General features: G+C 43.1%; 13 protein-coding genes and 1 rRNA gene. 11 read left to right on the plus strand and 3 right to left on the minus strand.

What is annotated here, in order from left to right; translation table 11 throughout:
- Nucleotides 1-224, minus strand: a 16S ribosomal RNA gene (locus tag G509_RS0118330); the annotation flags it as partial.
- Between the two features lie 828 nt (nucleotides 225-1052).
- Nucleotides 1053-2210, minus strand: a complete 1158-nt coding sequence (locus G509_RS22480; protein ID WP_051200367.1) for a peptidoglycan DD-metalloendopeptidase family protein — start codon at nucleotides 2208-2210, stop codon at nucleotides 1053-1055.
- Nucleotides 2211-2357: 147 nt separating this feature from the next.
- On the opposite strand from G509_RS22480, the gene G509_RS0118340 reads away from it, so the two are divergent.
- The 3 genes from G509_RS0118340 to G509_RS22485 all read left to right on the plus strand — a co-directional run bounded on the left by G509_RS0118340 (nucleotide 2358) and on the right by G509_RS22485 (nucleotide 5940).
- The gene (locus G509_RS0118340) at nucleotides 2358-3116 is read left to right on the plus strand and encodes an NYN domain-containing protein (protein ID WP_026992874.1); all 759 of its coding nucleotides are present in this window, start codon (nucleotides 2358-2360) and stop codon (nucleotides 3114-3116) included.
- Nucleotides 3117-3134: 18 nt separating this feature from the next.
- Nucleotides 3135-3896, plus strand: a complete 762-nt coding sequence (locus tag G509_RS0118345; RefSeq protein ID WP_026992875.1) for a hypothetical protein — start codon at nucleotides 3135-3137, stop codon at nucleotides 3894-3896.
- Between the two features lie 208 nt (nucleotides 3897-4104).
- The gene (locus G509_RS22485) at nucleotides 4105-5940 is read left to right on the plus strand and encodes a hypothetical protein (protein ID WP_051200368.1); all 1836 of its coding nucleotides are present in this window, start codon (nucleotides 4105-4107) and stop codon (nucleotides 5938-5940) included.
- Nucleotides 5941-6016: 76 nt separating this feature from the next.
- Here G509_RS22485 and G509_RS0118355 read toward each other — a convergent pair whose 3' ends face one another.
- Nucleotides 6017-8170: a TonB-dependent receptor gene (locus G509_RS0118355; protein WP_026992876.1), complete on the minus strand. Its 2154-nt coding sequence runs from the start codon at nucleotides 8168-8170 to the stop codon at nucleotides 6017-6019.
- 156 nt (nucleotides 8171-8326) lie between these two features.
- On the opposite strand from G509_RS0118355, the gene G509_RS0118360 reads away from it, so the two are divergent.
- The 8 genes from G509_RS0118360 (at nucleotide 8327) to G509_RS0118395 (ending at nucleotide 15509) form a co-directional block, all read left to right on the plus strand.
- A complete protein-coding gene (locus tag G509_RS0118360; RefSeq protein WP_026992877.1) occupies nucleotides 8327-9343 on the plus strand; it encodes an acyltransferase family protein in 1017 nt (338 codons plus the stop codon).
- Nucleotides 9344-9406: 63 nt separating this feature from the next.
- Nucleotides 9407-10609: a hypothetical protein gene (locus tag G509_RS0118365; protein WP_026992878.1), complete on the plus strand. Its 1203-nt coding sequence runs from the start codon at nucleotides 9407-9409 to the stop codon at nucleotides 10607-10609.
- 61 nt (nucleotides 10610-10670) lie between these two features.
- The gene (locus G509_RS0118370) at nucleotides 10671-11936 is read left to right on the plus strand and encodes a chloride channel protein (protein WP_035739340.1); all 1266 of its coding nucleotides are present in this window, start codon (nucleotides 10671-10673) and stop codon (nucleotides 11934-11936) included.
- 8 nt (nucleotides 11937-11944) lie between these two features.
- Complete coding sequence (locus tag G509_RS0118375; RefSeq protein WP_026992880.1) at nucleotides 11945-12550, plus strand: HPP family protein; 606 nt, start codon at nucleotides 11945-11947, stop codon at nucleotides 12548-12550.
- Nucleotides 12551-12606: 56 nt separating this feature from the next.
- On the plus strand, nucleotides 12607-12981 hold the full coding sequence (locus G509_RS0118380; protein ID WP_026992881.1) for a VOC family protein: 375 nt from the start codon (nucleotides 12607-12609) through the stop codon (nucleotides 12979-12981).
- Between the two features lie 7 nt (nucleotides 12982-12988).
- Nucleotides 12989-13378, plus strand: a complete 390-nt coding sequence (gloA2, locus tag G509_RS0118385) for an SMU1112c/YaeR family gloxylase I-like metalloprotein (protein ID WP_026992882.1) — start codon at nucleotides 12989-12991, stop codon at nucleotides 13376-13378.
- Nucleotides 13379-13740: 362 nt separating this feature from the next.
- Nucleotides 13741-14283 carry an IS1096 element passenger TnpR family protein gene (locus tag G509_RS0118390; RefSeq protein ID WP_026992883.1) on the plus strand — a complete coding sequence of 181 codons (543 nt, stop codon included), beginning with the start codon at nucleotides 13741-13743 and terminating at the stop codon, nucleotides 14281-14283.
- Nucleotides 14284-14450: 167 nt separating this feature from the next.
- Nucleotides 14451-15509 carry a nucleoid-associated protein gene (locus G509_RS0118395; RefSeq protein WP_026992884.1) on the plus strand — a complete coding sequence of 353 codons (1059 nt, stop codon included), beginning with the start codon at nucleotides 14451-14453 and terminating at the stop codon, nucleotides 15507-15509.
- Nucleotides 15510-15540 lie beyond the last annotated feature (31 nt).

Genomic DNA, 15540 nt, shown 5'->3' on the forward strand with positions numbered 1-15540 from the left:
TCATCTTGTACCGTTGGAACTTTAATATAAAAAGGAATCCCTCTCTATATACTATGGGGTATTAATCCAAATTTCTCTGGGCTATCCCCCTGTACAAGGTAGATTGCATACGCGTTACGCACCCGTGCGCCGGTCTCAAGGCCCGAAAGCCTCTACCCCTCGACTTGCATGTGTTAGGCCTGCCGCTAGCGTTCATCCTGAGCCAGGATCAAACTCTTCATCGTATATTTTAAATATTTTTTACGACCTTATATGCTAGGTATTTATTTCGATAAAATCAAGTAGTCTTACTCTCTCTTATGCTGTCAATTCAATATGTCTATGAACGTGTCTTCTTATTTTAATTCGCTTTCCAATTCCCGCCACAATGGCTGTCTCGGTAAGCGGCTGCAAAAGTACAACTTCTTTTTAAACCCACAAGCTTTTTCAAAAAAAAATTTAACCTTTTTTTTAAACCCGTCCCTCTCGGTGCGGTAAGCCAGGCTTGGTATTTCAGCTTTACAATGAGCACCTTTCCTTTCGGTTAGGGAGGGCAAAGATACTATCTTTTCCCTTTATCATCCAAGCTTTATTTTACTTTTTTTTAACCTTTATTGCTATCGGTTAATGCCTTGTTTGCGTTTTCAGTTTGTGTAAGAACTTGCTCTCTAATGCGGGTGCAAAAGTACCACTTCTTTTCGCTTTTCAAAGCTTTATCTAAACCTTTTTTAAATGTTTTTCTTAACTCTTTGTTAATGTGAAGCTTGAATACGAAAGTTTTTTGTTATTTTTTATCGGGAGGTGGATCTGGGTGGGGTTTTATCAAATTTAAGAGGTAGATTGGGGCAGTTTTGTCGATTTGGTAATATAACTAAAGGCTATTTCGCAAAGATTCTCAAAGAAGGCGCAAAGTTACACAAAGGTTACTCTTATTTATAATAAGTCCTCTCCCCTAACCCCTCTCCACACGAGCGCAGCGAACTGGCGCAGCAAAGGAGAGGGGAGCCAAGAACGGGTACAGCAGGGATAATATTAGCTTATACAAAACAACTCCTATATATATATAAGGAGTACTAATTAATGGCTTTGGCCAGGCTTTTGTGCAAAAAGGCTTTTTGGCCGGTTGGGGTTTGTATGTGCAGCCAGTCGTTGTGCTGGCCCAGCAGGGTTACGGTTTGGGTTGGACTTAGTGCACCTACGGTTGGTGCGCTTGTAGATGGCCCCTGGCGCAGGTTGGCTTTACCTTTTGTTTTTAGGGTTGCGGCGGCAAAGCTTCGGGTAAACTGGGCCGGTGTAACTTTAGGAATTTGATACACGTAGGGCAGCGGGTTTACGGCGCCACTTTTATAAATGCCAAAGTGCAGGTGCGGCGGCGTAAATTTTGCATTGCCGGTGTTGCCCACAAAGCCAAGGGTGTCGCCGGTTTTTACACTGGCGCCGGTTTGCACCGCTATACTGTCCAGGTGGGCATAGTATAACGATTTGCCAAACAGCCCGTCGCGCAGCCAGACCTGCTTGCCGCCCAGGCCTTTTTCGCCGGTGTAGCTAACAGAGCCGTTGGTAATGGCTACCACAGGGGTGCCGCGTTTGGCAAAAATGTCGATTCCCTCGTGCGAGCGTTTGCCGCCATCGCGTTCCATACCCCAAAAACTGCCTATTGCCGCGTTGCCTTTGCCTGATACCGGGAATACATAAAGCGGACGCTTGCTCAGGCTGATAAAAAAATTACTGTTGGCCGCCAGTTCGGGCTGGATGATTACTTTATAAAATCCGGTCTGCGGTACTTCGTATTCTAAAGATGCCTCGCCAATCTTGGTACTTAGCACCGGTACATAGGCGGTGTCCTGTTGGGCAAGCACATCTATAAACATACGCTGGTTTACGGAGTCGGCGGCCACTGCAGCCTGCAACACCTCCCCTTCCTGCAACTGCACGGTGTAGGTATACACGGCATTGCTGTTGGGCGTAAAAACCCCTTTTTCGCCGTAAGGCAATGTAACCTGCAGGCTATCATAGGCTTTAGCGGTGTTGTAGGCAATATCCCATTCGGTATAAATAGTTTTGTTATCGTTAAACTCGCGGGCGTAAACCTGGCGTGCGGTGGGGTTGGTAACCGCATCGGCCACTTTAGTAAATCCGGTAGATATGCTTTGGGTTAAGCCGGAGCACGATATTATAAGCAACAGCGCAACGGCTGCTACTGTGGTGTATATTAGGTTGTTTCTTTTCACAACCTCTATTATGCCAATACTGTGCCATGTTTTGTTAAAATGCTGTACCCCTGTTTTGTAGCCACTTTGTTGTGCGCCTGTAAAAATTGTTGTAGGTTTATACTACAATTTACTATACTTCTGTACACCTATATATATACCAAACCCATGGATACTTTTAGAAAAGAATTGCGCCTGGCCGTTTTAATTGATGCCGATAACGTATCGTACACGCACGTTAAAGAAATGCTGGAGGAAATTGCCAAGAGCGGCACCCCCACCATTAAGCGTATTTATGCCGACTGGACCAAGCCTAACGCTAACGGCTGGAAAAATGTTTTGCTGGATAACGCCATTACCCCCATACAGCAGTACAGCTACACCAGCGGAAAGAACAGCAGCGACAGTGCCCTGATTATTGATGCCATGGATATTTTGTATGCCGAAAAGGTGGAGGGTTTTTGCATTGTGAGCAGCGACAGCGATTTTACACGACTGGCCATGCGCCTGCGCGAAGCGGGTATGAAGGTTATTGGCATTGGCGAAAAGAAAACCCCTACCCCATTTATTACCGCCTGCGATAAGTTTATTTATATTGAAATTTTAAAACCCGATGTTGCGCCGCCGGTGGTTAAAAGCGTTAAAGGCAAGGAAGCCCCTAAAGTAGAGAACAAACCGCTTACCGGCCTTGACGACCAGCTTACTAAACTGCTTACTAAGAGCGCGAGCGACCTGGCCGACGACACGGGCTGGACGTTTTTGGGCGACCTTGGTAATTTTATTGTGAAGAAACGTACCGACTTTGACCCCCGCAATTACGGTTTCCCAAAGCTGCTGCCGCTGATTAAGAGTACCGAAAGGTTTGAGATCGACGAGCGCGAAACCGGTAAGGGCAACACACGACACATATATATTAGGGTGAAGTAGGATTTTTAGATTACGAAAATGAAACTAATTGGAACTTTAAAAAAACCGTTGCTGGAACAACCTTACCTGTACCGTATTGAGTTGCTGGACCGGTTTTTTCAGATATTAAACAATAAAGAGCTTGTGTTTGTACAGCCCAATTGCTGGACAGACCCTATGGAGAATATTATTTTTAATGCCCGCATTATTAAAAATGGCCTGCCATACGAGCATCCTGCCAAAGATAAAATTTATGCCCAGTGCTGGAGTTATGATGACGATTCGTATGCGCTATGGCAAATATACACTACCAAAGCCAATAACGAAGGCGTTACCAAAAGGCACCCCGGAGTGCGTATTACCACACATTTTGACAGGCTACAGCATATAGCCGACCTTAATAAAGGCAATTTTTATTACGGGATGGTTAACTACTTAACTAATAAAAACTTATTAAAGCTGCCTGCTAACGAGGAGTATGTACGATGCCTTCAATCGGAGGAGATTAATGAAGAACACATTAAATCGCTGCTCATAAAACGAAAATCGTACAATTATGAGAAGGAGATACGCCTTATTGCCCTGCCCGATTCAGGTTTGATTGATGCCAACAACAGCAGGCTTTGCCGTTTAAAGATCGAGCCGTCGGAATTTATATCGTCGGTACGGTTTGACCCATCGTTAACCCACCAGGAATTTAAACAGTATAAAGAGCAGCTGGTAGAACAATATGGCTTTAAGCCTACCGCCATTACCAAATCGACCCTTAATAACCAGAACGATTTGATTTTCAGGCTTTAATACTATAAATCACGTAATCTGGTTTGTGTTTATTGTTTTTGATGGCTGTAAATGCACTTCGACCCGAAAAAACAGTAAATTAACTGATTTTAAGGTAATTAAAAACAAAACTTGTATTTATTTTGTAATATCGTACTCTGTTTTGCACAACTAAATTCATAGCATAATTACACTGTAAGGAAATTCCAACCTTTTAATAATTATATATATGAATGCAAAAAAAGTAGTACTGCTGGTAGCCATTGCGCTGCTTGTTTTTTCGTGCAAACGAAAAGACGATTATGATGAATTGCTCAAAAAAATAGAAATTAATCCGGCATTTGAGAAATCGCCGCCAATTGCCAAAAATGTTTTTTTTGAAGCATTAGAGAAACCATTAGATAATGGTAACAACATGAGGTTTATTGCCCAGTTTGATAAAGATGTTATAAGGGGCAGGTATCTGGCACTACTGCTGGACGACAAAAAGGTGGTACTGCGTGATGATGGTAAGTTTGCCGATAAGAAGGCTAACGACAACCAGTTTTCGGTATTTTTAAAGGAAGACCTGGGCCAGTTTAAGCAGGAAATTGCGGGCAGGCAAAAAGCTGCCCTGGATAACGACCGGATGACGGTGTTTAAAAACAGGCAGATGCTTACCCTAAACACAAAAGAATTGCACACGGCCGACCTTACACGGTTTACTGCCGGGCGTATTTTTAGAATACCGCCCGATATTTTCAGGATTACCGTTGGCCTTACCGATCCTGCAAAAACACTGTTGATTAATGAGGTAAGCGTGGTTGAAGACCCTGCACGTACATTTAACCCCTGCACGGGTGCCGGTACTGCAAACGGCGTGTGGACATTTGGTGCGCTAATGCGGCAAATGGCATCGCCCAACCCCGGGGCCATTGCTACCGATGCCCAGGTGTCTGACTTTGTTATAAAATGGCTTAATACCTGGCAAACCAACCAAACCATAAATGGCGAAGATGTGCCGGCAAGGGCCACTGTGCAAAACACATTATTAACGCCGTGGTTAAATGCCAGCCAGGCTGCGGGAGCACCTAATGGTGAACTTAAAATGGAGCTTGCCCCTTTTAAATTACTGGCTATTGTAAACCGCATGGACTTGAGAGGAAATTCTGGCTACGGTTTTAGCAATGCCGGCGAAGGCAGGTTTGTTTTTAGCGCAATGGGCGCCAATTGCAGTCCGTTGCAGTTTACCGTTATTTTTGAATATGGTATTAATAAATCCAAATGCAGCACCGTTAAAGATTTTGCCAGAGAATGGCATGCCCTTGATGCCCTTGCAACAGGCAGTGCCGCTTACAACAATGCCCTGGAGCATATAACCATGCAGTTTACCCAAAGCGGCACCAATGTTAATAAGCCTAACCAAAATTCTATTAACCAGATACGTACGGATGATTTTTTAACATCGCCGTGGGAGCTAAGGGAGTTTAACCTTGCCGATACAGGGCTGCTTGTTCCGGCAACGGTAAAGCAGGAGCCTGCTAAAAAGTACAATGCAAAAATTAATAATGCCGATGTGCAGCGCCTTATTACCTATGTTAACAATAATTCAGGCATTATTGTAAATAATAATTATGAAGTTCCGGAGCAGGTGCCGCTAACAGCGGGTACCACAACGCCTACTACTGCGTTTTTGGGCGGTAAGGCTCATACTATGAGTCCCGGCCATTTTTGGAACGGTACTGCAACTGCGGCCGGGGGCGCCTTTATTACCAGTGATGAAGCCCGGCACATATTCTCGTTTAATACATGCAGCGGTTGCCACGGCGGCGAAACCAATACGTTTTTTACCCATGTTAAGCCCGCACCTTTTGGCTCTAAGGCGCAACTCTCTGGGTTTTTAACGGGCATTACTGTAACCGATGCCGCGAACAGGCCAACGGGTGCAGCCACCGTAAGAACTTTTAACGACCTTGAAAGGCGAAGGCTGGACCTTACCGATTTTATTAATAACCGCTGTACCAACATAAGGGTATTCGACCTGGCGCATGTACTAACATTTACACCCGTACGAATGACCCATTAATTTTGTACTATTTAAGTTTGTTTGGCAACAGGGCACAATTACTACGGTTGTGCCCTTTGTTATTAAAACAATCAGCTTACAAATTTTCCAGTTGGTTTTTGCTTTTATTGGAGCTGATGGTCCAGAAAAAGCCTACGAAAAAGAAACGGCTTGCGGGCTGCGTAACCGCCTGGCGTGCAAACTGGCCGTCGGCACCCGCGTTGTCGGCATAGTTGTAGCCAAAAACATTATCGGCTCCTAAAACATTAGATACCGAGAAGTACAGTATTTTTTGCTGCGACAGCAGGTAGGCCCAGCTAAGGCTAAGGTTGTTGTAGCTTTTGGTGTGGCCATTCATAAACCTGGTTTCGTTAGGATTGTCGTACGGGCGGCCCGAGTTGTAGCTGTAGGTAACGCCTAATTGCGAGCGCAAATCGTTTATCCAGTATTTTGTTACTACAGAAAAATTGTGCGGGGCTATGTAGCTTGGCGTTACTTTGCTTTCGTAATTTTTGTAATCGCGCTTGCTGTCTATGTACGAGTACGAAATCCAGTAATCAACGTTTTTAAAGGTACGGTTATCCCTCCAAAAAAGGTCGATACCCCGCGCGTAGCCCTTACCACCATTGGTGTACTGGCTGTTATATTCCGGCAATTGGGTGTTGTATTTTACAAGGCTGTTGTAGTCTTTGTAATAGGCTTCGGCCCTAAAGGTTTTGCCCTCGCTGTTGTACATGTAGTTAAAAATATAGTGGGCGGTTTTTTCGAAATCAAATTGTTTGAAATATTTAATATAATCCTGCTTTGGGGTTTGGTAAAAATCGCCGTAGGCTAAAGAAAACTGTCCTTTTTTACCCGCCTTGTACGCCAGTGCCGCCCTTGGCTCTATGGTAGTCTTGCCAATTATTTGGGAGTACGAACTCCTCATCCCTGCCTTAATGGCAAAGTTTTTAGAAAAGATAACATCGCCCTCGGCATACAGCGCGCCAATGCCGTTGTAATAACCACTGTTGTAGGCAAAGCCGGTGGGTTCTTTATAATCCTCATTAAAATCGGTAATAAAATAATCGCCACCAAAAGTCAGCTTTACCCTGTCGCTAAAACCTTTAGTTAGTTTTAATTTAAGATGGCTGCTGTGCTCGCCATTGGTAACCTTATCGGCGTTAAGCCCAATATTGTTGTGGCTGTAACCGTAAGACACACCCGTTTGTATGGTCCACTGCGTGCCGAACATACCTTTATACGATGAGTTTACATAAAAATTATCGTTAGCCATATTTACCCTAACCGGTGCAGGCTCGTTAATATCCTTTTGGTTCAGGTCGAAGTCGGCATGGTCAAAAGCGGCGTACACCTTAAACATACCATTGGTAAATTTATAGCGGTACACACTCTCGCCGGCAATAGACTGGTAGGGCTTGTTCCAGTTAACATCCTGCGGAACGATCCACTGGTAGGGTTGCAGGTTGGTGTAGGCCGCATTAACGCTAAGCGAACTTTTATCCCACTTTTGGGTGTTGCTAAGGCCAAGTCCTACCGTCATTACCGCTACTTCGGTAGCTTCTTCCGCCGGCTCTTCTATCGTGTTAAGCAGCAGCACGCTCGATAATGCCTCGCCAAACTCAGCCGAATACCCCCCGGTGCTAAACGTCATCCCCTTAAAAAGAAAGGGCGAAAAACGGCCACGGGTCGGCAAATTGTTAGCGGTGGCATTGTAGGGCTGCGCCACACGGATACCGTCTACAAAAGTCTGTGTTTCATCGGCCTCGCCGCCGCGCACAAATAGCCTGCCGCTTTCGCCTACTGTTTGTGTGCCCGGTAGTGTTTGCAGCGCGGCTATAATATTTCCGGCAGATCCTGCCGTTGTTACAATATCCAGCGGTTTAAGTACGTTGACCTTGCTGTTATCTCCGGCGCTAAACGTACCGGCCGAAATTACCACGGCATCTAACGTATTTACGCTTTCGCGGAGTTTGAATGTTTGCGGCTTAAAATTTTCCACCACTATATCCTGCCTTACATCATCGGCACTTAAAAAAGTAATTACCAGTACCTGTGCGCGTGTGGCGGTAGTTTCGAAATTAAAGGTACCGTCTTCGGCCGATGTGGCGCCATCATACGTGCCATCTATATAAATGTTGGCGCCGGCAACAGGCTGCCCTTTAGCGTTGGTAACGGTACCGCTGATAACGGTTTGCGCCTGGGCCGTAAATGCTGTTAAAAATAAGGTTAGGAGTAAAAGTGTTTTCATGGCTGTTGGTTTGATGAAGCAAAGTTGCGTTAGTGCCGCCTGCTTTCATAAAAAAGGTTGCCGAGTTGCAGAATTTTAAGGATGAGTTGTTTGTGTAGTATATTTTGTACACCGAATAAAAAAAGTATAGTTTTACGCAGCAATTCAACTTTATATATGGCGACCAACAATCTTAAAGAAAACACCAACTGGGCAGCCCTATCGCTTACCCGTTTTGTGCTGGCGTTTGTTGTAATGGTTTGGCATTTAAAGGAGTTTGCCAATATAACCAGCCTGCAATGGCTTTACAACATGGGCTCTTTTGAGGCTGTACTGGGCTTTTTGCTTATAAGCGGATTTTCGATAGGCATTTCCATCTCCAATAATAAAGAGCATTTTTTTAAGCGGAGGCTGCAGCGCATCTATCCGGTGTACCTGGCCTGTATTGCGCTTACCGTTGCTATTGCAGGGCTTCATCTTAACATTACCGGGATTGCGACGCTTATAGCCAACGTGTTTTTTTTGAACCAGGTGGTAACCGAAGTCTCATACATACCCGCGGCCTGGTCTTTATCGTTGGAAGTGTGGCTGTACTGCCTCGCGCCGTTGCTCCTAAAACTAAAAAAGAACCAGCTGCTCTACCTTATTGGATTCTCCTTTTTATGCTATGTTTTATATACCTGCGGGCGCACGCTGTTTAACTGGCGGTACTATGCGGGTATCCCGTTCGGGCTTAACCTGTTGCTTTTATCTTTTATATGGCTGGCGGGTTTTAATAAGGCAACATCATATAATAAAAAACAAAGTAATGCTATCATCGGGTTGCTGCTGTTGGGTACTGCGGGGCTAACCATTGCCATACAAACCGCCTATCGCATCAAGAACCATGACATTGATCTACTAATAACCGACCTGCCCGTATTTCTTGGCAAGACCATTTGCTTAGCGATACCTTATTTTACACTGGTGCATAATGCTAAAATTACGGCATTTAAACCTGCTTTTACTAAAATAGCCAATTTGCTGGGCAACATATCCTACCCGTTGTACCTGTCGCATGCCATAACCTTTGTTTTTTTAAAGAAGATGCAGGTAACTAATACATCTTTATATATAATCACTGCTCTTGTGGTGGGTACGGTACTGTATTATATTTTTGATTTTTACAGCCGTAAGCGCAGGCGAACGTATTAATAATAGCAACGTTACAGTATAATTTGGTTTATTTTAATACTTTCGCAGCTCCAAAAACAAACCATGAAACAGGCAATTACCCTACTATTACTTTTTACCGCATTTTTAGGCTTTTCGCAAAACTCGTATCAACCCGGTTATTTTGTAAGTAACGATGGCACGACAACCAATTGCCTGATACGCAATATTGGCTGGAAAGACAGCCCAACCGAATTTGACTATAAGCTTACCGAAGCAGCTGAAACCCAAAAGGCAAACATAAAGATCGTACAAAAGTTTAATGTGTCGGGCTACGAATTTAGGCGTTTTACCACCGATATAGACCGTTCCGGCAACGATGTATCGCGCATGAGCATTAAAGAAGCTCCGGAGTTTATACGCGAAACCTTGTTTTTAAAGGTTCTGGTTGATGGCAAAGCTACACTTTTGCATTACGAAGACAGCAACCTGGTACGCTATTTTGTAAGTACCGATGATAACGCAACAGCACAGCAACTGGTTTATAAGCAGTATGAGAGTGACGGCAAAGTGGGTTACAACAACAAATTTAGAGGACAGTTGTTTGATATTATGAAGGATAAGTTTAAAGATCCTGAACGTTTTAAATCTATAAGGTACAGCAAAGACCCACTGGTTAAACTGTTTTTAGAATATAACGGTGGCAGCGGGCAGGAAGTAAGCAACCTTAGCGCATCTCAAAACAAGTCGGTTATAAATTTTAAGATTACACCCGGGGTTAATTTTACTTCTTTAGATGCCATGCGCCGCGACGGTGCTGGACAGAAATTTGACTTTGATGGTAAAGCAATTTTTAGAATAGGAGCCGAAATAGAACTTCAATTACCCTTTAATAACAACAAATGGGCGTTGTTTGTAGATCCTAACTACAGCCAGTATAAAAACAAAGGTACTTTAAAGAACTATAAGTGGAACGCCGACTTTAAGTATCTTGAAGTTCCGGCGGGTGTTAGGCATTATATGTATCTTAATAAAAATTCGAAGCTATTTATAGATGCCATGTACGTACTTGCCCTTAATGTTGGTACTTCTCAAATTAGTTATAACTATTTAAGCGATGGGCAGCAGTATGCTAACCCTTTTGATGTTACAAAAACATCGTATGCTGCGATTGGTGCCGGTTTTAGCTATAGCAGATACAGTGCCGAAGTTAGGCTAAATCTAAATCGCGGTATACTGCATAACTATGTCCTTGTAAAATCAGAATACAGTTCGGTTAGCTTTATACTGGGCTACAAACTATTTTAATGTTAAATTTTATAGAAAATATTTATGCAGACTTTATCTTTGTATAGTAAACACTTATACAATGCAGTTTTCTTTTTCACAGTTACTTAAAGCGCTCATTTTCAATAAAAAATTAATCATCGCTTCTCTTGTAATAGGCTTTATGGCAGCATTGCTTGGCGTATCGTTAAAGCATATTACAGAACATTATGAAGAGATATTATACCACAGGGCAGCCAAAAACCACTTATGGTATGCGGTTTTTCCGTTTGTGGGCTTATCGCTAATTTACATTTTGCGCTTTTACCTGTTTAAGAAAAAAGAGAACAAAGGCATTAAAGAAGTGTTTGATGCCAATGCTACCGGCACGCCGCTGCCATCGTACAAAATACCATCGCATTTTATAAACGGCCTGCTAACCGTTAGTTTTGGCGGAAGCACGGGCATAGAGGTTTCTACCGTTGTGGCCACGGCCGCAATTGGGTCGGTCGCCACCCAAAAAGAACCCTTTCTTAAAAAATACAAGCAGGAGCTTATTTGCGCAGGCATAACCGCCGGGCTAACGACACTGTTTAACACACCCCTTGCGGGATTGTTGTTTGCTTATGAGGTTATCTTTAAAAAAGTGAGCAAAGCATTTATTGTCACCAACCTGCTATCGGCAGCAGTGGCCTATGGTTTTGTGTACATGCTGGGCGAAGAAGCCTTGTTTACCGTAAACATTACGCAATGGCATTTATATGCCCTGCCGTGGTTTGTGCTGCTGGGTGTACTTGCGGGTATCAACTCTATTTACCTAACCAAGAGCGTGTTATTTTTTAAAAAGCAGTTTTTAAAATTCAGTACCGGTTACCATAAAATACTCTTTGGCGCGGCAGCCATTACTATTATGATAACGCTGCTACCACAACTGTATGGCGAAGGCTACCACGCCTTAAAAGACAGCCTACTTACGGCCAATACCCTTGTACTTACACCGTTTATAGCCTTTACCCTTTTGGGGATACTGCTGCTTAAGCCGCTAATAACATCCATAACCCTATCTGCCGGTGGCGATGGCGGCGTGTTTGCACCCGGCATTTTTATTGGCGCATTTTTAGGCCTGTTGCTGGCCATTACGCTAAACACCTTTTTTGATGCCGGCGTTATACCTCTTAATTTTATGATAGTGGGCATGGCTGCCATGCTTAGTGCCAGCATACATGCGCCGCTTACAGCCTTGTTTTTAGTATGTGGGTTAATAAACAACTACGCTTTATTTATACCTTTGCTTATAGTAAGTTTTGTAGCTAAATACACCGCACAGCGCATTTTTCCGTACACGGTGTACAGCTTCGCAAAAAAATAAGCACTACTATGCCCATTAAAAAAATTAAGCGCACCTACCGCCATGCCCGCTATGTGTTTTATAAAGAAACACTTGTAGATTTTAAAGAACACTTTTGGGCTTTTGTGGGTTCGTTTATCGGCCTGGGCACCATTACCTTTTTACAATACAAAATGTTTAGCCCGCAGGATGTTGTACTACTTGTAGGATCGTTTGGGGCATCGTGTGTTTTAGTGTATGGGGTAATACTGAGTCCGCTTGCGCAACCCCGCAACCTTATTGGCGGGCATGTAATCTCGGCCCTCATTGGCGTAACCATCCAGAAACTACTGCCCGAAACGGTTTGGATAGCCGCGCCCCTTGCGGTATCGCTCTCCATCATTTTTATGCAGATAACCAAAACGCTGCACCCACCCGGCGGCGCCACGGCACTAATAGCCGTGACGGGGTCGGCGCAAATAAAGGCATTGGGATATATGTATGTGCTGTCGCCCGTTTTAAGCGGGGCCGTTATACTGTTAATTGCGGCACTTATTTTTAATAACATCCACAAGCACAGGCAGTACCCATCGCCATCGGCCATCAAAAATATAAAGCTATACGGTAAACGCATAAAAAGGCTGGCGCGCAGATAAGGTATTTTCGGTCAAAAAAAAGTATCTTAGTGCTGCAAATCAAAAACGTATAGCTTATGAATATCCCGGCCAACTACCTGCCCGTAATGCCTTACCTGGTTTTAGATAACGCCCCCGAGTTTTTAACGTATGCCAAAAAAGTGTTTGGTGCTGTGGAGCAACTAATACTTCCCGGCGAAAAAGAGCGCATTATTATGCATGGCGAGCTTAAAATTGGCGATGCTGTAATTATGTTTGCCCAAAGCAACGACAACTGGAAACAGAAGCCTGCCGGCATGTTTATTTACGTGGAGAGCGTAGACCGGGTGTACAACGCGGGCATTGAACAGGGTGGCACATCGTTACAACCTCCTGCAAAACAAGAATATGGCTATGCCGCAGGGTTCGAAGACCCATTTGGCAACCAATGGTGGGTAAACCAACCCGAATAAATTATTTATGATAACAATTAGCAAAATACACCACGTAGCCATTATCTGTAAAGACTATCAGGCTTCTAAACACTTTTACACCAATATTTTAGGCTTTACAGTTGTGGCCGAGAATTACCGTAAGGAGCGCGACTCGTATAAATTAGACCTTGCTGTTAACGGTACTTATGCTATAGAGCTGTTTTCGTTCCCCAATCCGCCGGCAAGGCCATCGCGGCCCGAAGCACAGGGTTTAAGACACATTGCTTTTGAGGTGCCTGATATAGACGACACCGTTGCATGGCTCGCCAAAAATAATATTGAGGCCGAACCCATCCGTGTAGACGAATTTACCGGAAAGCGTTTTACTTTTATTGCCGACCCGGATGATTTGCCGGTGGAGTTTTATGAGGGGTAAATTTTGGGAAATTACAAAAAACAACTTCGGATACAATTTTTCAATCTGAAATCTGAAATTTCAAATTTGAAAATGTTTGCCAATCTCGAAGTCCAAAAGTGAAATATCAATGTTAAATTTTCAATTTTAGGGTACATTTTTTCAATCTGAATTCCGAAATCGAAAACCTGAAATTATTTGCCAATCTCGAAGTCCAAAAGTGAAATATTAAGCCCTTTTTTAGCCTAAAATTTGTATTTTGATGCTTGTTATTTCGAACCTGGATTTTTGTAATTTTTACCCTCTTATTTAAAATTTCTAAAATTCCAAAATTCAATTTATAAATTTAAAGAGTACCTTTGAACTTTAAAACAACTACTATTATGGTTTACAAATTTAGAGTAATACTAGATGCAGAGGAAGATATTTTCAGGGATATAGCTATTCTTGAGGAAGATACACTCGAAGATTTGCACAACGCAATTGTAAATGCCTTTGGCTTTGACGGGCTGGAGATTGCCTCGTTCTATACCTGCGATGACGAGTGGACCCAAGAGGAAGAGATTCCGCTTTTTGATACCGGCGACACCCCGGGCGAACAAAAAACAATGGCCGACTATATTTTAGGCGAAAGACTTGACAGAGAGGCTAATAAGATTATATATGTATACGACTTTTTAAATATGTGGACGTTTTTTGTGGAGCTTGCTGCTATTGAAGAGCCGGAAGTTGGCGTAAGCTACCCCGATTTACTCTTCTCTCATGGCGAAATGCCTGCCAACGCACCCGAAATGGCCTTTGGTACCGATAGTACCAGCGACGACCTTTACGGCGAATTTGACGACGATTACGACGAAGAAGACCTGGACATGTTTAGCGATGACAGCATGGAAGACCTTGGTTTTGACGACCATAGCTGGAATTAATTTTTAAGGTTCTGAGTTGCAAAGTCTCAAAGTGGCATAGTAACAAAGTATCTTTTAAAACAAAACAAACATACGGCAGCAGGTAACTTGTTACTATGCTGCTTTTTAATCTTAACTCACTAACTTAGCTACTTTGTAACTCAGCAACTTAGCTACTCATAAAAAAAATGATCAACTTATTTAATACGCAGATAGAGAGCCTTTCGGTTCACAGGGTAGGTAACAAGAGCCGCAGCGAGGCTATATTTTTGTCGGAGCAGCAGTACAGCCCAAGCGATGAGATTGCTCCGCTGCTAAAAGAGTACTTTTTTAAGCCCTTCAGGGATAAGGAAGAGAACTACTTTCAGTTTGCGCACGATGTACATTTAGACTACCACGACATGTATAACTTTGCTACAGAGATCTTTACAGACCCAAGCAAGACACACGAGGTTTCTAAAAAAATAACCAAGCACCTTTTTGAGCAGTCTAACCACCCGCACATTAAAAATGGCGAGGTGTATGTTGCTTATCTTACGCACCTTACTATCGACAATAACCCTGTAGACGCTATTGGTATCTTTAAAAGCGAGATAAAAACAGACTTCCTTCAGTTTGACGAAAAGGGTGATAATCTGGAAGTTATGCTTCAACAGGGTATCAACCTTAATAAATTAGATAAAGGATGCCTTATCTTTAACTTTAAGAAAGAAGAAGGCTACAAAATACTTACTATAGACCATAACCGTTATGATGCCCGCTACTGGCTGGAGCATTTTTTATCGGTGGATGCCTTTCAGGATGAGAACTTTATGACTAAAAAGTACATGAAGTTTGTTCAGGATTTTGCTAAAGATGTTGTGCTTCCGGCAGAAGACAAGAAAGAAGAGGTTATGTTTATGAACAGGGCCGTTAACCACTTTGCCAAAAACGACACGTTTGAAGAGACTGCTTTTATGAACGATGTTATTGATAATCCGGACATTGCATCTGAATTTAAAAATTACAAGGTAGAAAAAGCGCCAAAGTATAGTATTGAGGATGTTACAACCTTCCCCATTGCTAATGCAGCGGTTAGCGATGCCCGTAAAAAAATCAAGAACGTTATTAACCTGGATACCAACATACAAATTAAGCTGGACTTTATTAACCCTGAAAGTGCCGAGAAATTTGTAGAAAAAGGCTGGGATGAAGAGAAACAAATGTATTACTACCTTGTGTACTTTAACAAAGAACAAAAGAGTTAATACTCCCTAACTATACCAAGAGCCCTGCTAA

Source organism: Flavobacterium subsaxonicum WB 4.1-42 = DSM 21790, assembly GCF_000422725.1.
Taxonomy (GTDB): Bacteria; Bacteroidota; Bacteroidia; order Flavobacteriales; family Flavobacteriaceae; genus Flavobacterium; species Flavobacterium subsaxonicum.

Bases quoted from the DNA above. Each gene is read 5' to 3' on its own strand.
- G509_RS0118340 (WP_026992874.1), top strand. From the start codon at position 2,358: ATGGATACTTTTAGAAAAGAATTGCGCCTGGCCGTTTTAATTGATGCC.
- G509_RS0118345 (WP_026992875.1), top strand. From the start codon at position 3,135: ATGAAACTAATTGGAACTTTAAAAAAACCGTTGCTGGAACAACCTTAC.
- G509_RS22485 (WP_051200368.1), top strand. From the start codon at position 4,105: ATGAATGCAAAAAAAGTAGTACTGCTGGTAGCCATTGCGCTGCTTGTT.
- G509_RS0118355 (WP_026992876.1), bottom strand. From the start codon at position 8,170: ATGAAAACACTTTTACTCCTAACCTTATTTTTAACAGCATTTACGGCC.
- G509_RS0118360 (WP_026992877.1), top strand. From the start codon at position 8,327: ATGGCGACCAACAATCTTAAAGAAAACACCAACTGGGCAGCCCTATCG.
- G509_RS0118365 (WP_026992878.1), top strand. From the start codon at position 9,407: ATGAAACAGGCAATTACCCTACTATTACTTTTTACCGCATTTTTAGGC.
- G509_RS0118370 (WP_035739340.1), top strand. From the start codon at position 10,671: ATGCAGTTTTCTTTTTCACAGTTACTTAAAGCGCTCATTTTCAATAAA.
- G509_RS0118375 (WP_026992880.1), top strand. From the start codon at position 11,945: ATGCCCATTAAAAAAATTAAGCGCACCTACCGCCATGCCCGCTATGTG.
- G509_RS0118380 (WP_026992881.1), top strand. From the start codon at position 12,607: ATGAATATCCCGGCCAACTACCTGCCCGTAATGCCTTACCTGGTTTTA.
- gloA2 (WP_026992882.1), top strand. From the start codon at position 12,989: ATGATAACAATTAGCAAAATACACCACGTAGCCATTATCTGTAAAGAC.
- G509_RS0118390 (WP_026992883.1), top strand. From the start codon at position 13,741: ATGGTTTACAAATTTAGAGTAATACTAGATGCAGAGGAAGATATTTTC.
- G509_RS0118395 (WP_026992884.1), top strand. From the start codon at position 14,451: ATGATCAACTTATTTAATACGCAGATAGAGAGCCTTTCGGTTCACAGG.